The organism is Actinomadura sp. NPDC047616 (genome assembly GCF_040642915.1).
In the GTDB taxonomy this organism is placed as follows: Bacteria; Actinomycetota; Actinomycetes; order Streptosporangiales; family Streptosporangiaceae; genus Spirillospora; species Spirillospora miaoliensis.
Genome location: NZ_JBEYTB010000004.1, coordinates 273,913 through 294,348, shown reverse-complemented (window position 1 = coordinate 294,348; position 20,436 = coordinate 273,913). Strand labels below are relative to the sequence as shown.

Below are 20,436 nucleotides of genomic sequence, written 5' to 3'. Positions count from 1 at the left end.
ATCGAAGACTTGAGTTCCTTGATGGCTGACATCCATTGGAGAGAAGAAATCTTCTCCAATTGGCACAAAAACAGACATAGACCCATAACTTAGTGATCTAGTTCCGACATGGAACGTTCCGACAAAGCTGGACTCAGTACTGCAATCCAAGGATTTCTCACCAGATCCGATTGACCAGACCTTGATCAAGATCTACTGTACGAGCTCTGACTGCGGCATCTGGAGAGAAGAATGATCATTAGCGAGAAGATCGAAATCTCAGGGGCGCTCTGTGTGCAGAGAGGCACCCGCATGCTTCAGGCGTTCGCCAACGCTGCCACCGTCGCAAAGCATCAGCAGATCGACATATACGACCCGGGCACCAAGGAGGGCTACCAGCGCGCCCCGGTCAAAGCCCGGGTACAGAAGGCGGCTCGGTACTACAACGAGCGACACGGCCGGATGCCCAACCCGCTGCTCATTAACATCCGCAAGAAGGACATAGACGAGCAGAGGGTCGCCATCCTTGTCGACGTCGACGAGGCCGGTTATGAGAAGGCCGTCCAAGAGGGCGGCAACTGGATCGGCAGCGGGCGAATTGCGTTCGCCAAGGACCTGGAGCTGTGGATCTACGATGGCCAGCACCGCGCGAGCGGGCTCATCCAACTCCTCGCCGAGCTGGAAGGCTACGAAGACTTCCCCGTGCCGATCAGTCTCACCCTCGGCTTGGACCCGGTCGAAGAAATGCGGGAGTTCTACGAGGTCAACAGCAACGCTGCTCCAGTCAAGACCAGCCTCGCCGAGGAACTGCTGACCAAGATGGCCGAAGAAGACCCCAAGTACAGGGAGATGCTCGCGGCCGAGGACCGGGACTGGGTGACTCGCGCCTACGCCGTTGTCGATGAGCTGGAGAAGCTGGACGGGCCGTGGCGGGGCCGCTTCCAGCAGGCGAACCGGCGCAAGACCCGTGGCGACGGGGTCACCATCCCCAAACCGCAGTTCGCCCGTTCTCTCAAGCCCGTCCTGGACATGCCAGCACTCAAGCGCGCGGACGCCGTCCAGATCGCAGCCATCATCAACGCCTACTGGACCGGAATTCAGCAGGTCATGCCCGAGCCGTTCGAGGACGCCTCGGACTTCGTCCTGCAGAAGGGCAGCGGTGCGGTCGCGCTGCACCGGGTGCTACCCCAGGTGATCGAGGTGGTACGAAGCACCGGCGGAGGTCTCGCCCAGCCCGAGCTCTATGCGGACGTTATGAGGGATTTGCCCACGCTGGAGGCAGAATCTGTTGATAACGAGGGCCGGCGATGGATCCAGTCGGGTGCCGACTTCTGGCGCGTTGGGTCGGTCGCCAGCAGATTTAGCGGGGACGCTGGCCGCAGGCGTCTTAGCCTGCTGATCCAGAGTCGCCTGCCGTCACCCGCCGAAACCATCCGACTCTGAGGAGGCGAGCCAGTTTTCCGCAGGCCCGGTACCTTGCCGCGCATAGGACAATGGGTATTTCGGCGCCGACTTCTACACGCGCCGCGACATGCCGACCGTGAGAAGAACCGTCTCATCGCCAAGCTCACCTCTCGGCTACATCGTCACGGCCGAACCCACCTGACCACGCCCACCGGGCCCAGCCAGACCCCGGCCAGCTCACCTGCTGGGGTCCGCCGCCGCACGCGGCTGAAGTCAGTTTCGTGTTTCAGGCGTTGCGGAGGGCTTGGGTGGCGGCTTGGCCGATGGTGTCGGCAGCTGTGGCTGGGTCGGCCAGGGTGACCAGATGGGCGCCCTTCATGGGGTACGCATGCTTGTCGAGGGCGAGCCACAGGACGGCGCAACCGGCGGCGGTGAGGCGGTTGATGCGTTGCTGGCCCTCGGTGCGTTGGCGGGTGGTGTAGATGCCATCGGAGACGACGATCAGGAGGCGGGCGGCACCGGGGCGGCTGAGGTCCAGCGCGGCGTCGAGTGCTTCTACGGCCTCGATGAAGTCTTCGGTGGAGTCGTTGGCGGTGAACTCGGCGACGCGGGTCGGCGTCCGGCCGGGGCGGGTGATCGGCCGTACCTTCGCGCCGTAGATGACGGTGGCCGAGCGGGCATCGGGGACGTGGGCGGCGGCGCGGGCGAGGATCCAGGCGGCGGAGGCGACGGGTGCCGCTACGGCGTTCATGGAGCCGGAGACATCGCAGGCGATGCCGACACGCAGGGGCGGTGTGGGGACGTGGCGCCGAACGGTCCGGGTGAACGGTTCGGCGGTCGGGATGACGCCAGCGGCTCGTTGGGCGTCGGCGGCCAGTGCCTCGCGCATCCGCAGGCGGCCGGGCGGGGTGGCGGAGGTGTGGGTGGCGGCGGTTCGTTCACGGTGTGCGGCTGCTCGTAGCTGGCGGGCCAGGCGGCGGGCGGCGGCCTGCTCGTCGGGGCGTGGCGGGCGGGTGCGTTTGATGGCGGTCGGTCCTCGGCGGCCGGTGTCGGTGTGCGTTGCGCCGAAGACGCGGCGGGCGGCGCGTTCGGCGGCGTCGCGCGCGTCCCGTTCCTGCTGACGCGGGTCGGATTCGGGCGAGGCATCGCTGGAGGCTTCGGCACTCATGACGGTGGTCACGGTGGACGTGATCGCTTCGGCCAGCGGAGAGGGTTCTTCGGACTCGCCCGAGGCGCCTGGTGCGGGGGCGGGTGCGGGTTGGTCGGGGTTGGTGCCGACGATGGCGCACCAACGGCGGCCGAGGTCGAGCATTGTCTCGTGGTCGTCGTCGGCGGTGATGTGCGCGATGTGCCATAGGGCCGCAAGGGCGCTGAGGCGGCTGGCTCCGAGGATCTTGGTGATGGTGGCGGCCAGCGCGGCGGTTTCGTCGTGGTCGAGGATCCCGGCGTCAGTGCGGGCGAGCAGGAGTCCGGCGGCGCGGGCGGCGTTCCATGGGGTCATTGCCGTTGCGGACGGGGCGGGGTCGCCGGAAGCTGTGGTGAAGTCGGCCAGGACGAGGTGACTGGCGGCCGCGCGCAGCCAGCGCCGGTCAGCGGGGCGTCGGCGTATATGGGCGGCCTCGATGCGCGATTCTTCGAGCGTCATCGCGGCGTCTACGTGGGCGGCGGGCGTTCCGCCGGGGGTGGCCCAGCGGCTGTGGCGGGCGTGTGCGGCTTCGTGGACGAGGACGCCCCACAACGCGGGGTAGCGGTCACGGTCGGACGGGCGGGATGGATCGCAGGTGGTGGGGTCGTGGCCGAGGTGTGCCCCGTCCAGCTCGACGGTGGCCAGGGTGGGGATGAAGCATCCCGGGGCGCCTCGTCCGAGTCCTGGGGCGCAGGTGACCGTGAGGTCTTCGCGGTCGGCCAGGTCAGTGACCTCCTCGGTGAGGGCGGCGGACAGCCTCAACCAAGGGCCGCGCGGGTCGGTGGTCGGCGTCGGGGTCGGTGCGGCGATCAGGTGTGCGGTCATGATGTCGTCTCCTGCGGTTCGTGGCGCGGGTTGGTCAGAGCTGGTGTCCGAGGGCCAGCGGGGTGATGGTGCGGCCGTAGATGGAACCGATGACCTCGGCGACCACGTCGCGGTCTTCTTCGGGGGCGATGCCGAGGAGGTTGGCGACGGCCGCATCGGTGCCGAGGACGCTGGAGATCTTCTGGAAGGCGATCAGCTCGCGCAGCTGGGGCGCCCAGCCGATCTCGCCCGAGTTCTGCCGGTGCGCCAGGTTGCGCGCGACCCGGACGGCCTTGGAATCGATCTTGAGGGTGCGGGCCAGGTCGTAGTCGGTGGAGACCCTGATCTGCACGGCGAACCGGGAGGCCAGCGCCTCGGTGAGAACCGCGCCGTGTACGCCGGGGTTGTGTCCGGCGATCACGTAGAAGCCATCGGCGGCGGTGACCGTCTCACCCTTGTGGGTCTTGACGGTGATCTGGCGGCGGCCGTCCATGGCGGGATAGACCACGGCCAGGACCTTCGGCGAGATGAGGGTGGCGTCGTCGATGAACAGGCACCGGCCTTCGGTCATCGCGGTGACCAGCGGGCCGTACACGAACTCATAGCCGCCGCCCGGTGCCTGGGTGTATTCGCCGATGAAATCGGCGACGGCGGTGTCTCCGTCCCCCGCAACGGTGATCAGGTCGGGGAAGGCCGCCTCGACCAGGGACGTCTTACCGGTGCCGGGCGGACCGTACAACAGCGCGGGTATGGACGCCTCACGCAGGCGGCGCAGGGCCGCCACGTCGGGCAGATCGGCCAGCTGGCGCGGATGGTAGGTCTGGCCGTTCGGGCGTCGCACCGGCGCCGGTTTGCGCGTTGTGCCGGTCGCCGGGCTTTCCTTCGGTGGCGAGCTCGGTGACGTGGGCGGCGTCGGGGTGGCAGCCGTGGGCGGGGCGGGCGGCGGTGAGGACGACGCACGCGGCGTCGCCTTCTTGGGCCCATGGCTGACCGTGGCACTGGCGGTGGTCGGCGTAGCGCGGAACCGGCGCGGCTTGGTGTTCACCTGCTCGGCGTGGCCGTGGGCAACCAGCGTCTCCAGGGCATTCCCCACGGCCCCGGCCGATCGGTCGAGAACGCGGGCGATCTCCCCTGGGGTGAACGCGGTGCTGGGGTGGGCGGCCAGGTGAACGGCGACTCTGCGGCGGAGTTCGCCTTGGCCAAGTCGGCCGGTGCTGGTGCGGCTGCTCGCTGCGGCGGGTGCGGCGGTGCTGGCGGCCGTGGGCGACGGCGTGGCGGCGGAAACGGTCGTAGTCATCGTGGCTCTCCGAAGCGTGTTGCGGTGGCGGCGTTGGTCGAGGCTGGGCGGGTCCCGGTCGTCCGGTAACCCGCCCGGTGCTCACGGCGTGGCGGTCTCCGACGTTGCGGCCGCGTCCTCGGTAGTGCGGGCGGCGGTGTAGCGGCGGGGACGTTCGCACGTCATCTCGGCCTCGCCGGTGCTCACCAGGCGGTCGAGGGCATTGGCGACGGCACCGGCCGAGTGACCGATGACCTTGCTCACCTCGTGCGGGGTGAACTCGGCGCCCGGGTGTGCGGCGAGGTGCGCGGCCACCTTGGCGCGCATCTCACCGGGCTGGGAACGAACCCGGCCGGAGGCGCTGCGCGGCCGTCCGTTGACGGCGGCACGGACCAAGCGGCGCGCCTTCGCGGAACCGCTGTAAACCGTCTCGGTCGCCGTCAGCGCCTCGGTTCGGTCGCCGGAATCGAGGGCTTCCAGGGCCGCGCTGATTGCGGCGGCCATGGTCGTCAGGGCCTCGCGCGCTTCGGCTACCGCCGTTGCGTCCAATTCCGTCTCAGAGGCGTCCCGGGCGGGGTCCGGGGTTTCCGCCGTCTCGTCTGAGCCGGTGTCGTGGTTGTCGGCCTGGGGTGCGTCCGAATGGCCGCTGGACGCTTCGGTCGCCTTCTCGGCGGTGCTCGGGTCGTCGTCGGTGTCAGCGTGTTCAGGAGCGATGGTGACGGTTACGGGGTGCCAGGTGTCCGGGGTGCGCTTGCCGCCTTTGCGGGTCCTGTGGATTCGGGTTGCCTGGCCGTTCTTTTCCAGGGCCGTCAGCGTCCGTGCCGTCGTGGCCTTGCTGACACCTGCCGCCTCGGCGATGGCGGCGACCGTGCTTCCGGGGTAGTCGTTCAGCGCGTCCCAAACCGCGCCTCCGGCGCCCGAAGAGCGCGGGTCGGGTGCAGGTGCGGAAACGGCGTCCTGCGTTCCTGTGTCGTCGTTGTGGCGCGTTTCGGTGGTGGCGGCCGGGCGGATGTCGGTGGCGGTCATGTCGGTTTCCCTTCACGATTCGGCTACCGGGTTTCCGGTGCCGTTCCGGCGTTTGCAGCTCGACCATTTCTCGACCTGGCACCAGATAGCAAGGCCGCCCGCATATTTTTTGTGTCACCTGAACGGCTGGACTAGCTTCCCTCCACGCATTACCGAATTCGACAACATAAAGCCTGCACAAAAAATCGGCGAAGCTCTGAGGGCATTGCACCTTCACGCGAGGTGGCGTCGTCAATCTCGTCCCGAACTTGCGGGCGGGTCAGCACAAACCGCGATGGCTGCACTCGAGGAAGGGCATTCCAGGGGCACAGGACTCGGAGCATCGGCCGCAGACTCACCCCACTTACCGGCCGGCTCATCCTGGGTGTGGGCCTGCTTCTTCTACCTGACATGCAGTTATAGGCAGGAGCGGTTCAGCCGGCACAGTCAGCCAGCGACGCACCATCGTTACTCATTCCGTATCCCCTTAGGGATAGTCGGACGCTCCAGTGGCACCCTCAAGACGACGATGACCTGCACGAACGTCATCTATTCAGTGTGCCGCTCATAAGCGGTCCGCCGAGCGGTCCACCGCATGGCCGCCCCTGTGGCACCCCGGCGCGACAGGAAGAAAGACGTGGGTGTTCACCTCGGCCCCTCCTCCGAGGTGAACACCCACGTCGTCTACTGATGGGAAGGTCAATCGAGCGATCCGCGCCCGTTCGAGCTCCTTCCAGGCGGCGGAATAGACAAGAGTTCGTGTCGCTGACGACGAGCGGGAGGAAGCTGGGCACACAGCGCTTCGACGGAAGTCGCCGTGATGATGGTGACCTTCCCTTGTACTGCGACCCAACGCGGCCGGATGTACAAGAACCCCCAGTGCGGCCATCGGGCGCGCAATCGCGCCAACTCGGCGGCCGGATAGGGCTCCGCCGCGGTCATGAGCTCTCTTGTCCGAGGCAGAGACGAGCCCAGACCATATGACCGTCTTCCGGACTACCTCGGACGCCCATCCCAGCCGCGAGATCACGTATTACGTATAGTCCGCGGCCGTGTTCGGTCGACTCGGTTGCGACAGTGTCTGGGAAGCGCGGTATTCCCTTTCCCCCTACGTCGTAGACGGCGATCTGCACGTTGCCGTGGCGCGTCACTTCGATGCCGAACCATCCGCCCGGCTCTCCGGAACGCGAGTGAAGCAACGCATTGCTGATCAGTTCACATGCGATCAACTCCGCGTCGTCGGCTCGACCTGTGTCCGCCAGCATGTAGGCGGCGAACTTGCGCGCGGTTGCGGCTTGGTCCGCCCTTCCGGCGAAGACACGGCGCCATGACATTGGTTCGCCCTCGACCAGCCAGTTCCTTGCCTGGAGAACGGTTCCCCTCAACGCCACCATGACTTTCCCTTCCCTCACCTTGCCGCTTCGGCCCATCTGTTGAATTCCGTGCGGCGCGCCGCCATCAGGGCTCACCTGCAGTGGACGCGTCAAGTCAACGGTGAACGTCGACAGAAGAAATTGACCGAAGAAAACACCACTTCTCCTTGTCGACCGGCAACAAGAGAAGGCCATGGTTATGGCTTGTAGAGGGATCCTCCGACGCTCGCGTGAACGATCAGTGCCTTATAGAACCGTCGAGCGATAGCTGTGGCTGCAAGGTCAGGCTCGTGCCGCGGAGCGATGGCCTCGCCCCACGACCACCAGAACCAGTCGACCCCGACCACAATCCGCGCAGAAGTCAGCCGCGGCCAAGCCACCACCAGGCGTGGACGCCCTTTCGCCTTTTCCACCATGGCGGTGAGTTCGTAGGTTTCCCGGAGCCGATCTCCAAGCTGCTTGAGGCTGGCGATGTCGGCAGCGGCGGCCTTTCTGCGTGGTTTTCTTGTCACCACTGGCTCAGAGCATGGGTGAACAGATCATCGCAGTGGAGCAGGGCCTCAAAGTCCGGCAGAGCGAGCCCCGCGCTGTCTTTCGCGTTCGGGCTGAGGACCGCGCGGATGCGATGGCCCTTGCCCACCCGTCGGATCGACCAGCGGGCCGCCAGGGCGCCCACGATGAAGAGCCCGCGACCGGAGGTCTGTCCCCCGGCGTCAACCTGCAGCCGTGGTGCTCCTCCAACTCCCCCGCCCCGGTCGGTCACCGTCACGACGACCCGCGATCGGGGCAGCGGCCGCACCTTCAGCCGGACTGGTGCTCCCTCGGCCGAGCCGTGCACGATCGCGTTCGTCACCAGCTCGCTGACCACGATGAGCGCAGCGTCGATGCAGGGGTGACCGTCACCCAGGACGATCCGGGTGTGACGGCGGGCGATCTGGACCTGTTCGCGGTTGGCCGGCACGCGGAGCGAGTTCCCCTGGACGTACTGGAGGAGGCGTCGGCTGGCGTTGGTCGTCGACCGAAGCATGAGGATCATTCGCATCGGCGAACGGACGGCCATCGGGAGTACCAGTCGTGAGGCATTCATGATCGATCACTCCAGGTCGGAGTTCGCAGTCGTTGATCGGAGCGCTGATCGCACCAGCGACCTGCGGGTATCGGTGCCGGTTCACATTTGCGCTGCGTGACCTGGGGCGGCCAGCCGGTAGCGGCGTGAACATCGTGATGCTTACCGACGGGGCCGTGAACGTCGTGAACGTGCCGTCGAAGACTGCGTTCCTGCAGCTCCGCGCGTCACGTCCGGTTACATTGAGCGGAACGGCGAAATCGGCTGGAGATCACATGACAACGAAACAAATCTTTCTCGCCGATTACCTCGATCGAGTGAAGTGGACCCCGCGCGATCTGGCTCATGCCGTCAACGGCTGGCTGGAGATCCGCGGAAGGATCAGCGAGCAGATCCACCCCACGACGCCGTACCACTGGCTCTCCAAAGGGTTCTGCCCATACCCGCCATATCCGACGGTCGTGGCCGAGGTGCTGTCCACCGCTCTGGGCACAGTGATCACACCGCACGACATCTGGCCGGGGAAGGTGCCGGCGACACGACCACCGGCCACCGCTGTCGACAACCTGGCAGCGGCCTGGAACCCCGACGACGTCCTCTCACAGATCGCCGACCTCGTTCGCCATCCCCAGGAGGGATGCGTCCAGGTCGGCGGTCCTCAGCTCATAGCCTCAGCGCTCGACGGCATACGCCACTCGCCATGCCGCGTCATGGACGCCGCCAGTGGCGAGCCCGTACGCCCCGCGTTGATGACGCTGATCGCACGCCACATCGCCGACCTGCGCCTGCTCGATGACCGGGCCGGTGGGGGCGCGCTCAATCTCCGCTACGTCAGCAACGAACTGCACGCCGTTCTCGACCTCCTGCGCAACGCCACCAGTACCGCCGACGTCCGAGAACGGCTCCTGCTGGCCGCCGCTGACCTCGCCCAACTCTCCGGCTGGATGCACTGGGACGCCGGCAACCACGGCGCGGGTCAGCGCTACCTGCTCCTGGCGATCCGGGCCGCCCGAGCCGCCGCCGAGTCGCACCAGCCGAGCATCCGCGCCGTCGCGATCGAGAGTGCGGCCAACAGCCTCGGCATGCTGGCCTACCAGTCCGCCCACTCCGGCCACCCGGCGGACGCCGTCCGTCTGGCCGAAGCCGCCGCGGCGCGTGCACGTAAGGCGACCCCGGCCACGCGCGCACGGCTCGCGGGGCGCCTGGCCACCGCCCACGCGGCCGCCGGAGACGTCCACGCATTCCGGGACGCCGCGGAACAGGCTCGTGATCTGCTGGACAAGCGCACCGTGGACGATGCCCCGCCGTTCCTCTACTACCTCAACACCGACCAGCTCGACGCCGAGGCCGGTCAGGCGCTGGTCGACCTGGCCGGGCAGAACCCGGCCGAGTCGAAGCACCTGCTGGGCGAGGCCGTGGAGTTGCTCACCCCGCTGACGTCGGCCGGCCTGCGCGCCGAGTACCAGCGCTCGGCCCTTCTGCACGGTTGCTACCTGGTCGAGGCACACCTCAAGCAGCACGACCTCGAAGCGGCCGTCGCGGCGGCGCGCGCCGCCACCGCACGCCTTGCGGGTGTCCAGTCCGTTCGCTGCCGCACACTGATCCGCCGCCTACGTCGGGCCTTCGCACGCCGGGCTCGCAACCCCTACGTCGCCGATCTGCTCCCCGAGTTGGATGACGCACTCCATACTGCGTGACCATGGAGGGATGGCGCCGGCCAGACCTTCCTCCGACAGCAATCCTCGCCTCGTCATCCAGCCACGTCCTTATGACCACCCTGACGTGCGGCGACTCGTCGACGAGCTCTACCTGGAACAGATCGGCCGGTACGGCTTCGCCGACGCACCGAACGAGGACCCAACCGAATTCGCCCCGCCGCTGGGCGTCTTCCTCGTCGCCTACGCCGACGACATCCCATGCGCCTGCGGCGGCATGCGCACCTACCAGCCCGGCATCGTCGAGATCAAGAAGATGTACGTCACCCCGGCACACCGCGGACGCGGCCTGGGGCGGCGCATCCTGGACGACCTGGAGCAGGCGGCTCGTGCCGCTGGCGCTCACCGGATCATCCTCGAAACCGGCTCACGCAACACCGAAGCGCTCGGCCTCTACGTCCGAGCCGGGTACCGTGCCATCCCGGCCTACCGGGACCGCGACGCCACCATCAACCGCGCACTTGCCAAGGACCTCACGCCTTCCCCGGGCGCAGATGAGTGATGAGGAAGTCCGCGATGTCGTTGTACGCCTTCATCTCGTTGTCGCGGTTGGTGAAGCCGTGCCCCTCATCGGCGTACACGTCATATCGCACTTCCACGCCACGCGCCCGGAGCCGTTGAACGATCTGGTCCGACTCGGACTGCGGCACCCGCGGGTCCCGAGCGCCCTGGATGATGAACAGCGGCGCGGCGATGTTGTCGGCGTAGGTCACCGGCGACCTCTGCAGCAGGCGTTCTCTGTCGGTCTCCGGATCGCCCAGGACCGTGGCGACGAACGTCTTCCAGGTCGGCGGGGACGCTTCGGCAAGTGTGACCAGGTTGGTCGGTCCGCAGATCGACACGCCGGCGGCCCAGGGGTGCGGTAGACGGGCCAGGCAGGACAGCGCGGCGAAACCTCCATAGGACGCCCCGGCGACCGCGATTCGGTTCTCGTCCGCCCACGGCAGGGCACGCAGAAACCGCACCGTGTGGTGGAGGTCGTCCAGGTCGATGCCGCCCCAGTCTCGATGGATGAGCTTCTGGTGCGCCGTCCCGTACCCGGTGGATCCGGCGATGTTCGGGGCGAGGATCGCAACGCCCTGCGCCAGAAGATGCTGGTAGAGGCCCGACCGTGCGTAAATGGGACGCTCCTGGGCTTCCGGGCCGCCATGGATTGACAGGAGCACCGGATGGGGGCCGTCGCCACTCGGCTCGTAGAACAGCGCATGGATCGGCCGGCCATCCGCCGCTGGGTACGTCACCATCTGCGGCGCGACAGGCTCGACGACCTTGAGCGCCGACGGACGCGTATCGGTGAGATAGCGGAACTCGCGGCCGTCGAGGTCCAACAGTGCGATCTCGGCGGGACGGGTCGCCGTGTCGATGAGCATCGCGGCACGGGAGCCATCCGGCGCGAGGTCGAGGGCCGTGATCACACCAGGCGGCACCTCAGGCAGGGCCAGGTCGTGGGCGCCTCGCCGGGCGTGAAGAGCAGAACGGCCAGCCTGGTTGACCGACCACAGAACGGTGGCCGCGGCCGCGTCCACGAGCTCCACGTCCCATTCGGGACGGGCGATCGGACGGATATCGCGATCGGCGAGGTCGTAGAAGGCCACAGCGGCGAACTCACTCCACATGTCCGTGAGCAGGTAGAAGCCCGAGGAGTCGGGTGCCCACGGTCCTGGCTCGAAGACGCCCGCGTCGAACGGGGCCGTCACGCACACGGCTTCCGCGTCGGGGGCGGCCAGGTCGATCAGGTAGGCGCCGATGTCGGTGTGCGTGCGGAAGCCTCCCGCAAGCAGCCAACTCCCGTCCGGGGAGATGCCGGTGGGCTCGAACACCACGCCGTGCGGCGGAACGATGCGGCGTTCACGTTGTTCTTGGAGGTCGAGCACCAGGAGGTCCTGGACCTCGGGGTCGCGGTCATTGGCGGAGTACGCCAGGAACCGGCCGGTGGCATCGAAGGGAGCGGCGGGAAGGACCCGCTGGCAGTCGGCCCCGGAGGTCAGCTCGACCGGTTCGCCGCCCTCTCGCGAGACCTTGAAGAGCCGAAACCGCTCGTCGCCGTCCCGGTCGGCGGAGAAGACCAGCTCCTTGCCGTCGGGTGTCCAGGCGATTTGCCGCACGGCACGCCCCTGGAGGTTGGTCAGCCGACGAGGAGGCCCGCCTGCCACGGGCACCAGCCACAGGTCGTAGCGGCCGGACGCGTTCCCCGAGTACGCCACGGTCGTCGCGTCGGGCGACAACGCCAACGTCGGTTGGAACCGTTGTCGGGGGACGAAATCCCGGAACTCGGGCATGGGGGCGGCCTCCCTTGTGCGTGGCTACTCGATCCAACCGCGGCGTACGGCGGCGGCTCCTGCGGCGAAGCGGGTATCGACCCCCAACGCCTCCCGGATGGCGGTGATGTGGCGCCGCACGGTGTTGACGCTCAGGTCCATGCGGCGCGCGATGACCTCGTCCGGCAACCCCTGGGCCAGCAATCGCAGGACGGTCGCCTGTGTGGACGTCAACGGCGACGAGGGCGCGTTCCCGTCAGGACTGCCGAACGGAACGGCCCGCTCCCACAGCATCTCGAAATACTCTCGCAGCGCCCCGACGATGACCGGGGATCGAACCAACAGGGCGCCTGACATGCCGGTGGGCGTCAACGGCAACAGCGCGACCGCCTCGTCGGCGAGCTTCATCTTCATCCCGATGCGCGGCAGCAATCTGGCCTGCTCGCCCGCTTTCACCGCCGCCTCGATGGTCTTCACACCGATGGGATGCTCGGCGCACCTGGTCTCGTAGATGGCGCGACAGCGCACCTCGCCCTCGAACACCGGTAGCGGCGCGAACCCGGTCGTCTCCTCGACCGGTGTTTCGAGGACGTAGTTGTCAAGCGTTAGCCAGTCGTGCCGGGCGGCATTGATCAACGAGTAGGACAGGCGGCTGATCTCGGCCCGATCGGTCACGATCTCGACGAGCTGCTCCAGCGGACCGTCGCCGGTTGCGGCGGCGGACACGCTGTTGACTTCGCTTAGCCGGCGATGCCCTGCGAGCAGGCGTTCCTGCTCTGCCATGAGCCGTCGGCCCAGGTCCGCGAGGACACCCTGCAACGCCAGGTCAGGTGGGGCCGGCACCAGCCGTGGCGGAACGGCGGGACCTCCCGGACGGACGTGAGCCATGCCGCGCGAGGTGAGTGCCTCGACCGCATCCGGGCTCCCGAGCATCGAGGGGGCCTCGTCATGCGGGCAGCCGTCCTCGGTCAGCAGCTTCGTGTAGACGGCCAGGAGTTCGTCCGAGACCACGCCCTCCAGCAACCGCCGTGCAGTCTCCTCATCTCGCATGCTCACAGTCACCCCCTTGAGACAGAGCGTACCGACGAGCATGCGGGCTGTTACGAAGCTTGGAGGACGCGTCGCGTGTCGAACCGGCGCTGCTCACCACGCCGCCAGGGTTGATGGTTCTCATCGTTGGTGACTTTTCATCACCCCGCATCGCCAACGGGCCGCCCACTCCGCAGGCCCTTCCTGTCGGGCGACCTCGCCTCGTCCCGCCGCACCGGCGAGGCTCCGGGCCGGCCGGCCACTTCCACCCAGTGATCGTTTCCACGCTTTTCCCACCTCTGACCTGCGGCTTTGATCAAGACGTCACTGATCATCTAGTGGGTGGAGGTGTGCCATGCCGACGAGGCTCATGTGGATGCCACTGGGGAAGGTCAGCCCGGCACGCGAGCGTCGCCCTCGGCGCTGGGCAGCTCTCCCGGGAGCAATGTGCGTCACCGTGCTGTTGTTGCCGTCAGCCTGGGCCCTACCGGCGAACAGCCGGGCAGCGAACCCGCCGAAGTCCGTGACGCTGTCCAAGCCGACGTGCCCGCTGAGCGAGCTCCCGGTACCGACCGCATGGCTCAATAGCAGGCAGCTGTGCCAGCACATGTTCGGCGAACTGCGGCGCCCCCAGCTCCATCCCCTGTTCTCTGGCCAGCGGGTGACTGCACCCACACGGCCACGGAAGCGACCTCGGAACACACCGCACTGGCACTGGGCACCGATAAACGTCGGAACAGGCCTGCTTCGGCTCTCCCTCCGTCGCCATCACGCAGCGCGCCACCGACCGACCGGACGTAACCAGGCCGAGCCGCATAGCCGAAAGCCGCGCCCTCGCTCGGCTGTTTGGATCGTGCGCACCCCTGTGGCCAGGATCCTCACGGGCCGCACGCCACGCCTGGCAGAACGAACATCTTCCACGAGCTCCACCATCGCCAAGGCGTCAGCCGGGGAAGGACGGCTGACGGCTCTGACGCCCGGCAATGTCGTGCCCGTTCTGTGGATCGTCTTGCTACTGCTCATGCACCACAGCATGCGGCTGTTTGAGCTCACCGTGAGGCCACAAGCCGATGCTGGCGCTGCACGACTCGCCCAGCGAACCCGTCGGCCACGTCGACTGACCTGGGCCGGGCTCAAGCGACAACAACGAGACGTGGCGACGACTACCCCTGACGCACACGCTTTGGGGACCGCCCCCTCACCTCCGCGGACAGGAGCCCATGCGGGCAGGAGCTATCCGGCAATCATTGACCTCGGCGCCGGCAGGGGACTCGGCCTTGTAGGGCCTGGAGCCTCTGCGGCTGCACGAACGCTGCTGTGCCAGTGCCTGACTCATGACACCGAGGACTTGGTCGTCGTGATTCCTCGCCCCATGCTCAACCGGCTCCTGGGCATGGAAGATTCCCAAGCACGGTGGACGAGCTCGTCATCCAACCTAGTGATCACCCCGGCGACAGAAGACGCGCTTCTCCACGCGGAGGCCTCAATCATCGCTTCCGCCAAGGCGGCCGAAGAGCAGGACGTGATGAGTACAACCACCTCCGCAGAGCCCAAGCTGGTCCTCTTCGCGGATGCCGCCGAAGCTGGTCAGCGTCTCCATGCTGATCTGGCCCAGGTAGGTGCCCGTCTGGTCAGGGCAGTCCTGGTCGGTCAGTGGCCATACGGGGTCACCCTGGACATCCGTGCGGACGGCCATCCGCTGCAACACGGCTCCCCGATCACGACACCAACCCTCGATCCGATGCCGATGCTCAGCGCAGCACGGTGCACGGAAGTACTCGATAAGTTCGCGATCAATATCAGGACGGCCTCGGTAGGCGTCCCTACCGTCTCCCCCGAGGAACCCTCTGCAGAGCCCCCTGCCGCCTCCAAGGAAGCCGCGCCTGAACGACTCCTTCCAAGCGTGAGCGTCCATCAATCCGCCACTACAGCCATCGCGCGTATCGGGCGAATGGTCATCGAAGGACCCGCCGCAACAGTCGGCTTCCCCAGGAGAACCGACGCCTTCCACATGCTGGTTCTCCTCTCTGAACACCGCCAAGGACTCCAGCGCGGCACCGCCTACGACCTGCTGTGGCCGGAGGCCGATCCAACCATTGATCGTGAGCGGTTCCACGGGCCTCTTCGCGAGCTTCGCGGCAAGCTATGTCGGGCCCTGGGGCGGCCAACGTCATCAGGAAAGATCGTCATCCAGCGGCTGGCTTCTGGCTATCGCCTCAACCCCGACCTGGTCACCACCGACCTCTGGCAGATCCACGACGCGCTCACCCGTGCCGCCACGGCGACCGACCCCACCACCCGGCACGCCGCCCTTCAAGCGGCAGTAGCCGCGTACACCGGACCGATCCTCAACGGCAGTCCATACAGCTGGGCGGAGACAGCCGCCCGCGACCTCGACCAAAAGATCACCAAAGCGCTCATGCAACTGGCCGACCTCGAAACCGAACCAGACGCCGCCATCACCCATCTGGCGGCGGCGATCGACATCGACCCGTACGCCGAGCACCTCTACCGCGCGCAGATGAAGCTGCTCGCCCAACACGGTCGGGCCGCCGAGATCCACAAGACGTACGAACGACTCTGCGAGGTTCTGCGAGCGCTCGATACCGCCCTCCGTCCCGCCAGCCAGACCTCTGACCTCTACCGTCGGCTTACCAGCACAATCACACCCGCTCGGCCGAGGCCCCTGAAGGGCCTTCAGAATCAAGAGCGCTCGCGCCGTCATCCAGCCTGAGCAAGCTCACCGTGCTCGGTCTGTGCCCCGAACCGACGGACCTGCACGGCCAGGAGTACCGTCAAGGTCGCCACGACGATCAGCATTCCTGCTCCTGTCGCCACGACGGAGACACCGAACCTGCTGGTAAGCGGACCTGCCACCAGCACCGCCACGGGAGTCAGCGCGAATCCTCCCAGCAGGTTCCAGCTGTTGACCCGGGCCAGGACGTCCGGCGGGAAGGTGGCCTGCACCGTGGTCGACCAGAGCACCGCGTAGATCGTCTGGCATACGCCCGGCACCACCATGGCCGCAGCGACCAGCCACCAATCCGCCCCCACACCCGCGAGCACCATCGGCCCCGCAGCCGTGACCGGCAGCAAGGCCGCCGCCAGGACTGGCCGTGCTGGACGCCATCGGGCCGCCACCAGGGCGCCCGCCAACGCTCCACCCGCCTCCATCGCGGACACCATCCCCCAGCCGCCAGGGCCGCCATGCCCCTGCGCCATGTACAAGGGCCCGACGACAGAGGAAAACGCGCTGACCGCGACGGCCACGACAGTGAACTGCCCGGTGAGAGCCCACGTCCACTGCACCGAGGTGAATTCCCGCCAACCGCCGCGCAGTTCGGCGAGCATGCCCGAGCCTTCCCGACGCCTCGCGGGGGTACGCAGCCGCACCAACAGCGCCGCACCCACCATGGACGTCCCGCACTTCACCGCAGCCGCCGCCCACGCGCCGGCCGCCGCGACGAGGACTCCCGACACCGCAAGCCCGATCAACAACCCCACCGCCACCGACTGCCCGAGCAGCGCGTTGGCCACCTGCCGTGCCCGCCCCTCCACCAGGTCAGCAACGATGCCACGCTCGGCGGGGACCAGAAGCGCGCGGGCAAGCCCAGCCAGCAGCGCCAGTCCACACACCAACGCCAGCGGCGCGGCTCCAGCAAAGAAGCACACCGCAAGACCACACCACGCGCCCGCCGCGAGCATTTCGGCGCCGGCCATGACCTGGTGACGACGAAACCGATCCCCGACGATTCCGCCAGCCAGTACCAACAGCGCTGGAGCCGCCTTGGCCGCCACAACCACCGACAGCCCGGCAGGCCCATATCCCATATGAAGAGCCCCGAAGGACAATGCCAGCATGCCGAAACCGTCACCGGCATTCCCCGTTACCCGCGCCGCATACAGTCTCGCAATTGAAGGATTCCTCAGGAGATCGAGCAGCGAAAAGTTGTTGGACATGAAGGAGACGCTAGAACAGCATTGGCCGAGTGCACGACCTTCGCCACGCAACCGACCGTCTACACTGACTCTTTTTACGCGCCCATCACCCTTACGTGACCGCAGTTTGCTCGCAGGATTCCGAGTTTCCCGTGTCCACTTGTCTTCGAGTTGACGGTGGTCAGCCGTAGCAGCTCGATCAGTGTGTCGTCGCCGGGGAAGTGCCCTCCGACTTTGGCGACCTTGCGCAGTTGGCAGTTCAGCAACTCCATGCCGTTGGCGCTTGCGGCGGTGCGGTGAAGGCCAAGTAAGGTGTCCAGGCTGCTGACCGTTCGCCCGGACCGCTTGGGCACCAGCGCAAGCCCGAAGGCGCCCGCCGGGTCCGGGGCACGTGAACCGGCGCAGGTCGCACTTCAGTCCACACCATCTTGCGGAACTTGGCGTTCTGGGGTTGCCGGGTTGGTGTCGGCAGGCTGGACATAGCCCAGGCGCGCGGTCGGCTCTACCGTTCAAGTCACCTGGGCTCGAGGCAAAGTCCGGGGGCAAGCATACTTTTTATGCAAGGTACGTGGGTTCTGACCTGCGACTTCTCACTTCACACCCCTAGCCCTATGACAGTCGTCTATAACGCCGCCCGTTTTGCACTGTTGCTACGCCCGCGGTAACCGGCGACCCTGGCATCAGGGAGCCTCACGAAGGAGCCAAGGTGGGAACTTGGTCGAAACGCGACATCCGCTTGCTTCGGGAACGGATGACCGCGCAAGGCCGCGAGCTTCACGACATCGCGTGCGAGGTTCGCGCGCGGACCGGCTGCTCGATGCTGATGGCCTACCGGATGGCTGTGGGCTGGTCACAAAGTGAGGTGGTGGAACGTTTTACCAAGGCGGCTCCTGGTCCAGCGATGGATCAAACCATGCTGTCGCGGCTGGAGGCGTTCCCCGGCCCTTCGTCCCGGCGTCCGCTGGCGACACACATCATCACATTGGCGTCGATTTTCCAGACCAACCCGCTTCGGCTGTTGACGCCGGATGCATTGGATCGACTTGACGAGCACGAACGCGCAGTGCTCCTCCGATGTGGTGCAGCGCTCGGCCCGCCCATACCGCTCTCCACGGTCGGGGAGCCGGCCCCAGCCCAGGAACAGCCGTCCGTGCAGTCAGCACCGTTGACACACGGCCCTGAAAGGCAGGTAGAGGTGGCAGCACGTAGAGCCCTGCGGTTCACTGCCGGAGTCGAGGCCAGCAACGTAGGTCCGGAGACGGTGGCGCAGCTTCGGGAGGAGGCCGCCCGGCTGGCCGTCGCTTACACGCAGACGCCCCTACCGGAACTGCTCGCGGATCTCGCCGATCTGCAAGATGTCGCGTTCCGCCTTCTGGAAGGGCGGCAGCGGCCAGCCCACGCGGCTGATCTGTATCTGCTTGCCGGTGTGCTATCGGGAATGATGGCCAAGGCCTCGCATGATCTCGGGCAGCCCCACGCGGCGCTCACACAGGCGCGCACCGCCTATGTATGCGCCGACAAGATCGAGCACCACGGGCTCATGGCCTGGACCGCAGGGCTCCGTTCGCTGATCGCTTACTGGACTGGGCGAGGCAACGAAGCCGTACGCTACGCACAGCAGGGTGCGGCAGCGGCCGAGGCGACCCGCGGTTCCGCTGCAGTGTGGCTGCAGGCGCAGGTGGCCCGCTGCTACGCGATCATCGGGGACGCCGAGCGTTGCCGGGAGGCGATCGATCGGGCGAAAGACGCCCGAGAGGCTGTTCAGAGCGACGAGTTGGACGAGTTCGGCGGGATCATGTCGTTCCCTGCCCCCCGGCAGGATTACTACGCCGCAGACGCCCAAGTGTGGCTCCCTGGGGAGGAAGCCGACGCAGAGCGGGCGGCGATTGCCGCGATTCGCGCCTACCAGGAGGCCGATCCGGCAGACCGTTCGTTCTCCGATGAAGCAGGCGCGCACGCCGATCTAGCGCTGGCCCGAGCGGCTCAGAACAACGTCGACGGCGCGGCAGAAGCCCTCGTCCCGGTGCTGGCGTTGCCACCCGCCTTGCGGATCGAAGGTATACGCGCCAGCGTCATGCGCGTGCACCGCGCGCTCGGTGCACCAGATCTGCGCCATGCGGCAGGCGTTCACGACCTCCAAGAGCAGATCGAAGCGTACGCGGCAACTCCGGCTCCCGCGGCGTTGCCGCCCAGCCGCTAACCTCAAGGCATGTATCCGGTCTCGATCACCGATGACCGCGGCGTCATGCTGCGCGAATTCACCGCTGATGATGTCGACGCCGTGCTGGCTGTGTACGGCGATCCGAAGGTGACCGCGCACTTGTCCTTTGAGCCGAGGACCCGGGACCAGGTAGCACAGACGCTGAAGTCGGTGATGGCGGCCAGCCAGGAGGAGCATCGCACGGAGTACTCGCTTGCGGTGGTCTACGACGGCCAGACCATCGGGTTTGCCCGCCTCGCCGTCGATGCCCAGCACCCCGGCCAGTCCAGCGCTCAACTCGGGTTCGCGCTCCGCGCCTCACACTGGGGGCAGGGGCTCGGTGCCGCTACGGTCCGGCTCCTACTGCGGTTGGGCTTTCAGGAACTGGGCTTGTACCGCCTGTGGGGTGCGCGAAGCCCCGACAATCTTGTATCGGCACGGCTGATGTCCAGCTTGGGAATGATCGAGGAAGGCCGCATCCGCGGACACATCCGCGTCCGGGGGCAATGGAGGGACTCGATTGTTCACTCGATCCTGGCGGACGAGTGGCACGATCAGCGGGCTACATAGAGGTTCTGATCAGTAAACCGATGGCAACACAAGCGGATCGACGCCGATCCGCTTGAGCGCACTGTCGCTCTCGTCAGGCGGGCAGCTTGCCGCCCTTCGAGAAGCCGTCGTGTCGACGCAAGCGCCGTCAGCGTCCCTGCTCCCGGTAGCGCGGCAGCAGGGCACGTCGCAGACGTTTGAAGTGATCACCTGCGCGTTGTTGCGGCGAAGACTCACCAGGTTTCCTGGCATACTTTCCATGCAAGCCGCTTAGAACCTAAGCTGCGGTTTCATAGGCCGCTTTCTAGATCTTATGACGGCCATCAGCACACCGCCCCTTTTGTCTTGTTGCTACGAGCGCGGCAGCCGGTAAATCTGGCATCAGAGATGCCTCAAAGCAGGCTGACAAGGGTCAACAGCTCCGACTTGGGGAGGCGGTCAATGGCCGATCAAACGTCCGTGGGGAACAGCGAGTTCGACTTGGACATCAGCGTCCTGGAGTCCGGTGACGGGTCCGCAGAGCTGATCGTGCTCACCGATGACGGCTGCGGCAGCACCTGCTCCAGCCCGTGCGCCACCAACGTGGTCTGACATCCCTTATCACTCGGCCGGTTCCGGGGCGCGCGGGGCCTGCTCTCCGCGTGGCCCGGGAC

The 20,436-nt window shown here is 66.9% G+C and carries 15 protein-coding genes; 7 read left to right on the top strand and 8 right to left on the bottom strand.

Going from position 1 to position 20,436, the window contains the following annotated elements:
• The first annotated feature begins 231 nt into the window (after positions 1-231).
• Positions 232-1,422 carry a DGQHR domain-containing protein gene (locus ABZ801_RS12075; protein WP_360696364.1) on the top strand — a complete coding sequence of 397 codons (1,191 nt, stop codon included), beginning with the start codon at positions 232-234 and terminating at the stop codon, positions 1,420-1,422.
• A gap of 247 nt (positions 1,423-1,669) precedes the next feature.
• Here the strand turns inward: ABZ801_RS12075 and ABZ801_RS12070 are convergent, their stop codons facing one another.
• The 5 genes from ABZ801_RS12070 to ABZ801_RS12050 form a co-directional block, all read right to left on the bottom strand.
• Positions 1,670-3,394: a hypothetical protein gene (locus ABZ801_RS12070; protein ID WP_360696361.1), complete on the bottom strand. Its 1,725-nt coding sequence runs from the start codon at positions 3,392-3,394 to the stop codon at positions 1,670-1,672.
• A 34-nt stretch (positions 3,395-3,428) separates the two neighbouring features.
• Positions 3,429-4,214, bottom strand: a complete 786-nt coding sequence (locus tag ABZ801_RS12065) for an AAA family ATPase (RefSeq protein WP_360696358.1) — start codon at positions 4,212-4,214, stop codon at positions 3,429-3,431.
• A gap of 537 nt (positions 4,215-4,751) precedes the next feature.
• Positions 4,752-5,675 (bottom strand): helix-turn-helix domain-containing protein, encoded by a 924-nt coding sequence (locus tag ABZ801_RS12060; protein WP_360696355.1) that lies wholly within the window; start codon positions 5,673-5,675, stop codon positions 4,752-4,754.
• Between the two features lie 917 nt (positions 5,676-6,592).
• On the bottom strand, positions 6,593-7,141 hold the full coding sequence (locus tag ABZ801_RS12055) for an ATP-binding protein (RefSeq protein ID WP_360696353.1): 549 nt from the start codon (positions 7,139-7,141) through the stop codon (positions 6,593-6,595).
• A gap of 394 nt (positions 7,142-7,535) precedes the next feature.
• On the bottom strand, positions 7,536-8,069 hold the full coding sequence (locus tag ABZ801_RS12050; RefSeq protein WP_360696350.1) for an ATP-binding protein: 534 nt from the start codon (positions 8,067-8,069) through the stop codon (positions 7,536-7,538).
• 170 nt (positions 8,070-8,239) lie between these two features.
• Here ABZ801_RS12050 and ABZ801_RS12045 point away from each other — a divergent pair, with 170 nt between their 5' ends.
• The gene (locus ABZ801_RS12045; RefSeq protein ID WP_360696347.1) at positions 8,240-9,790 is read left to right on the top strand and encodes a hypothetical protein; all 1,551 of its coding nucleotides are present in this window, start codon (positions 8,240-8,242) and stop codon (positions 9,788-9,790) included.
• 10 nt (positions 9,791-9,800) lie between these two features.
• Positions 9,801-10,310 carry a GNAT family N-acetyltransferase gene (locus ABZ801_RS12040; RefSeq protein ID WP_360696344.1) on the top strand — a complete coding sequence of 170 codons (510 nt, stop codon included), beginning with the start codon at positions 9,801-9,803 and terminating at the stop codon, positions 10,308-10,310.
• Here ABZ801_RS12040 and ABZ801_RS12035 read toward each other — a convergent pair.
• Positions 10,282-12,087 (bottom strand): S9 family peptidase, encoded by a 1,806-nt coding sequence (locus ABZ801_RS12035; RefSeq protein ID WP_360696341.1) that lies wholly within the window; start codon positions 12,085-12,087, stop codon positions 10,282-10,284. The genes ABZ801_RS12040 and ABZ801_RS12035 overlap by 29 nt on opposite strands.
• Before the next feature lie 24 nt (positions 12,088-12,111).
• Positions 12,112-13,116 carry a LuxR C-terminal-related transcriptional regulator gene (locus ABZ801_RS12030; protein WP_360697115.1) on the bottom strand — a complete coding sequence of 335 codons (1,005 nt, stop codon included), beginning with the start codon at positions 13,114-13,116 and terminating at the stop codon, positions 12,112-12,114.
• 1,351 nt (positions 13,117-14,467) lie between these two features.
• Between ABZ801_RS12030 and ABZ801_RS12025 the strand changes: the two genes are divergently transcribed.
• On the top strand, positions 14,468-15,829 hold the full coding sequence (locus tag ABZ801_RS12025) for a BTAD domain-containing putative transcriptional regulator (RefSeq protein ID WP_360696338.1): 1,362 nt from the start codon (positions 14,468-14,470) through the stop codon (positions 15,827-15,829).
• On the opposite strand, the gene ABZ801_RS12020 is transcribed toward ABZ801_RS12025, so the two are convergent.
• A complete protein-coding gene (locus ABZ801_RS12020) occupies positions 15,817-17,055 on the bottom strand; it encodes an MFS transporter (protein WP_360696335.1) in 1,239 nt (412 codons plus the stop codon). The genes ABZ801_RS12025 and ABZ801_RS12020 overlap by 13 nt on opposite strands.
• Positions 17,056-17,740: 685 nt before the next feature.
• Between ABZ801_RS12020 and ABZ801_RS12015 the strand changes: the two genes are divergently transcribed.
• The 3 genes from ABZ801_RS12015 (at position 17,741) to ABZ801_RS12005 (ending at position 20,374) form a co-directional block, all read left to right on the top strand.
• Positions 17,741-19,234, top strand: a complete 1,494-nt coding sequence (locus tag ABZ801_RS12015) for a hypothetical protein (protein ID WP_360696332.1) — start codon at positions 17,741-17,743, stop codon at positions 19,232-19,234.
• A gap of 9 nt (positions 19,235-19,243) precedes the next feature.
• Positions 19,244-19,804 (top strand): GNAT family protein, encoded by a 561-nt coding sequence (locus ABZ801_RS12010; RefSeq protein ID WP_360696329.1) that lies wholly within the window; start codon positions 19,244-19,246, stop codon positions 19,802-19,804.
• Between the two features lie 420 nt (positions 19,805-20,224).
• Positions 20,225-20,374, top strand: a complete 150-nt coding sequence (locus tag ABZ801_RS12005; protein WP_360696326.1) for an FxLD family lanthipeptide — start codon at positions 20,225-20,227, stop codon at positions 20,372-20,374.
• Positions 20,375-20,436: the final 62 nt, after the last annotated feature.

Excerpts from the sequence above, each read along its gene's own strand:
- ABZ801_RS12040 (WP_360696344.1), top strand. The coding sequence starts at position 9,801 with ATGGCGCCGGCCAGACCTTCCTCCGACAGCAATCCTCGCCTCGTCATC.
- ABZ801_RS12030 (WP_360697115.1), bottom strand. The coding sequence starts at position 13,116 with ATGCGAGATGAGGAGACTGCACGGCGGTTGCTGGAGGGCGTGGTCTCG.
- ABZ801_RS12025 (WP_360696338.1), top strand. The coding sequence starts at position 14,468 with ATGCTCAACCGGCTCCTGGGCATGGAAGATTCCCAAGCACGGTGGACG.
- ABZ801_RS12050 (WP_360696350.1), bottom strand. The coding sequence starts at position 8,069 with ATGCGAATGATCCTCATGCTTCGGTCGACGACCAACGCCAGCCGACGC.
- ABZ801_RS12035 (WP_360696341.1), bottom strand. The coding sequence starts at position 12,087 with ATGCCCGAGTTCCGGGATTTCGTCCCCCGACAACGGTTCCAACCGACG.
- ABZ801_RS12010 (WP_360696329.1), top strand. The coding sequence starts at position 19,244 with ATGTATCCGGTCTCGATCACCGATGACCGCGGCGTCATGCTGCGCGAA.
- ABZ801_RS12070 (WP_360696361.1), bottom strand. The coding sequence starts at position 3,394 with ATGACCGCACACCTGATCGCCGCACCGACCCCGACGCCGACCACCGAC.
- ABZ801_RS12060 (WP_360696355.1), bottom strand. The coding sequence starts at position 5,675 with ATGACCGCCACCGACATCCGCCCGGCCGCCACCACCGAAACGCGCCAC.
- ABZ801_RS12020 (WP_360696335.1), bottom strand. The coding sequence starts at position 17,055 with ATGTCCAACAACTTTTCGCTGCTCGATCTCCTGAGGAATCCTTCAATT.
- ABZ801_RS12075 (WP_360696364.1), top strand. The coding sequence starts at position 232 with ATGATCATTAGCGAGAAGATCGAAATCTCAGGGGCGCTCTGTGTGCAG.
- ABZ801_RS12005 (WP_360696326.1), top strand. The coding sequence starts at position 20,225 with ATGGCCGATCAAACGTCCGTGGGGAACAGCGAGTTCGACTTGGACATC.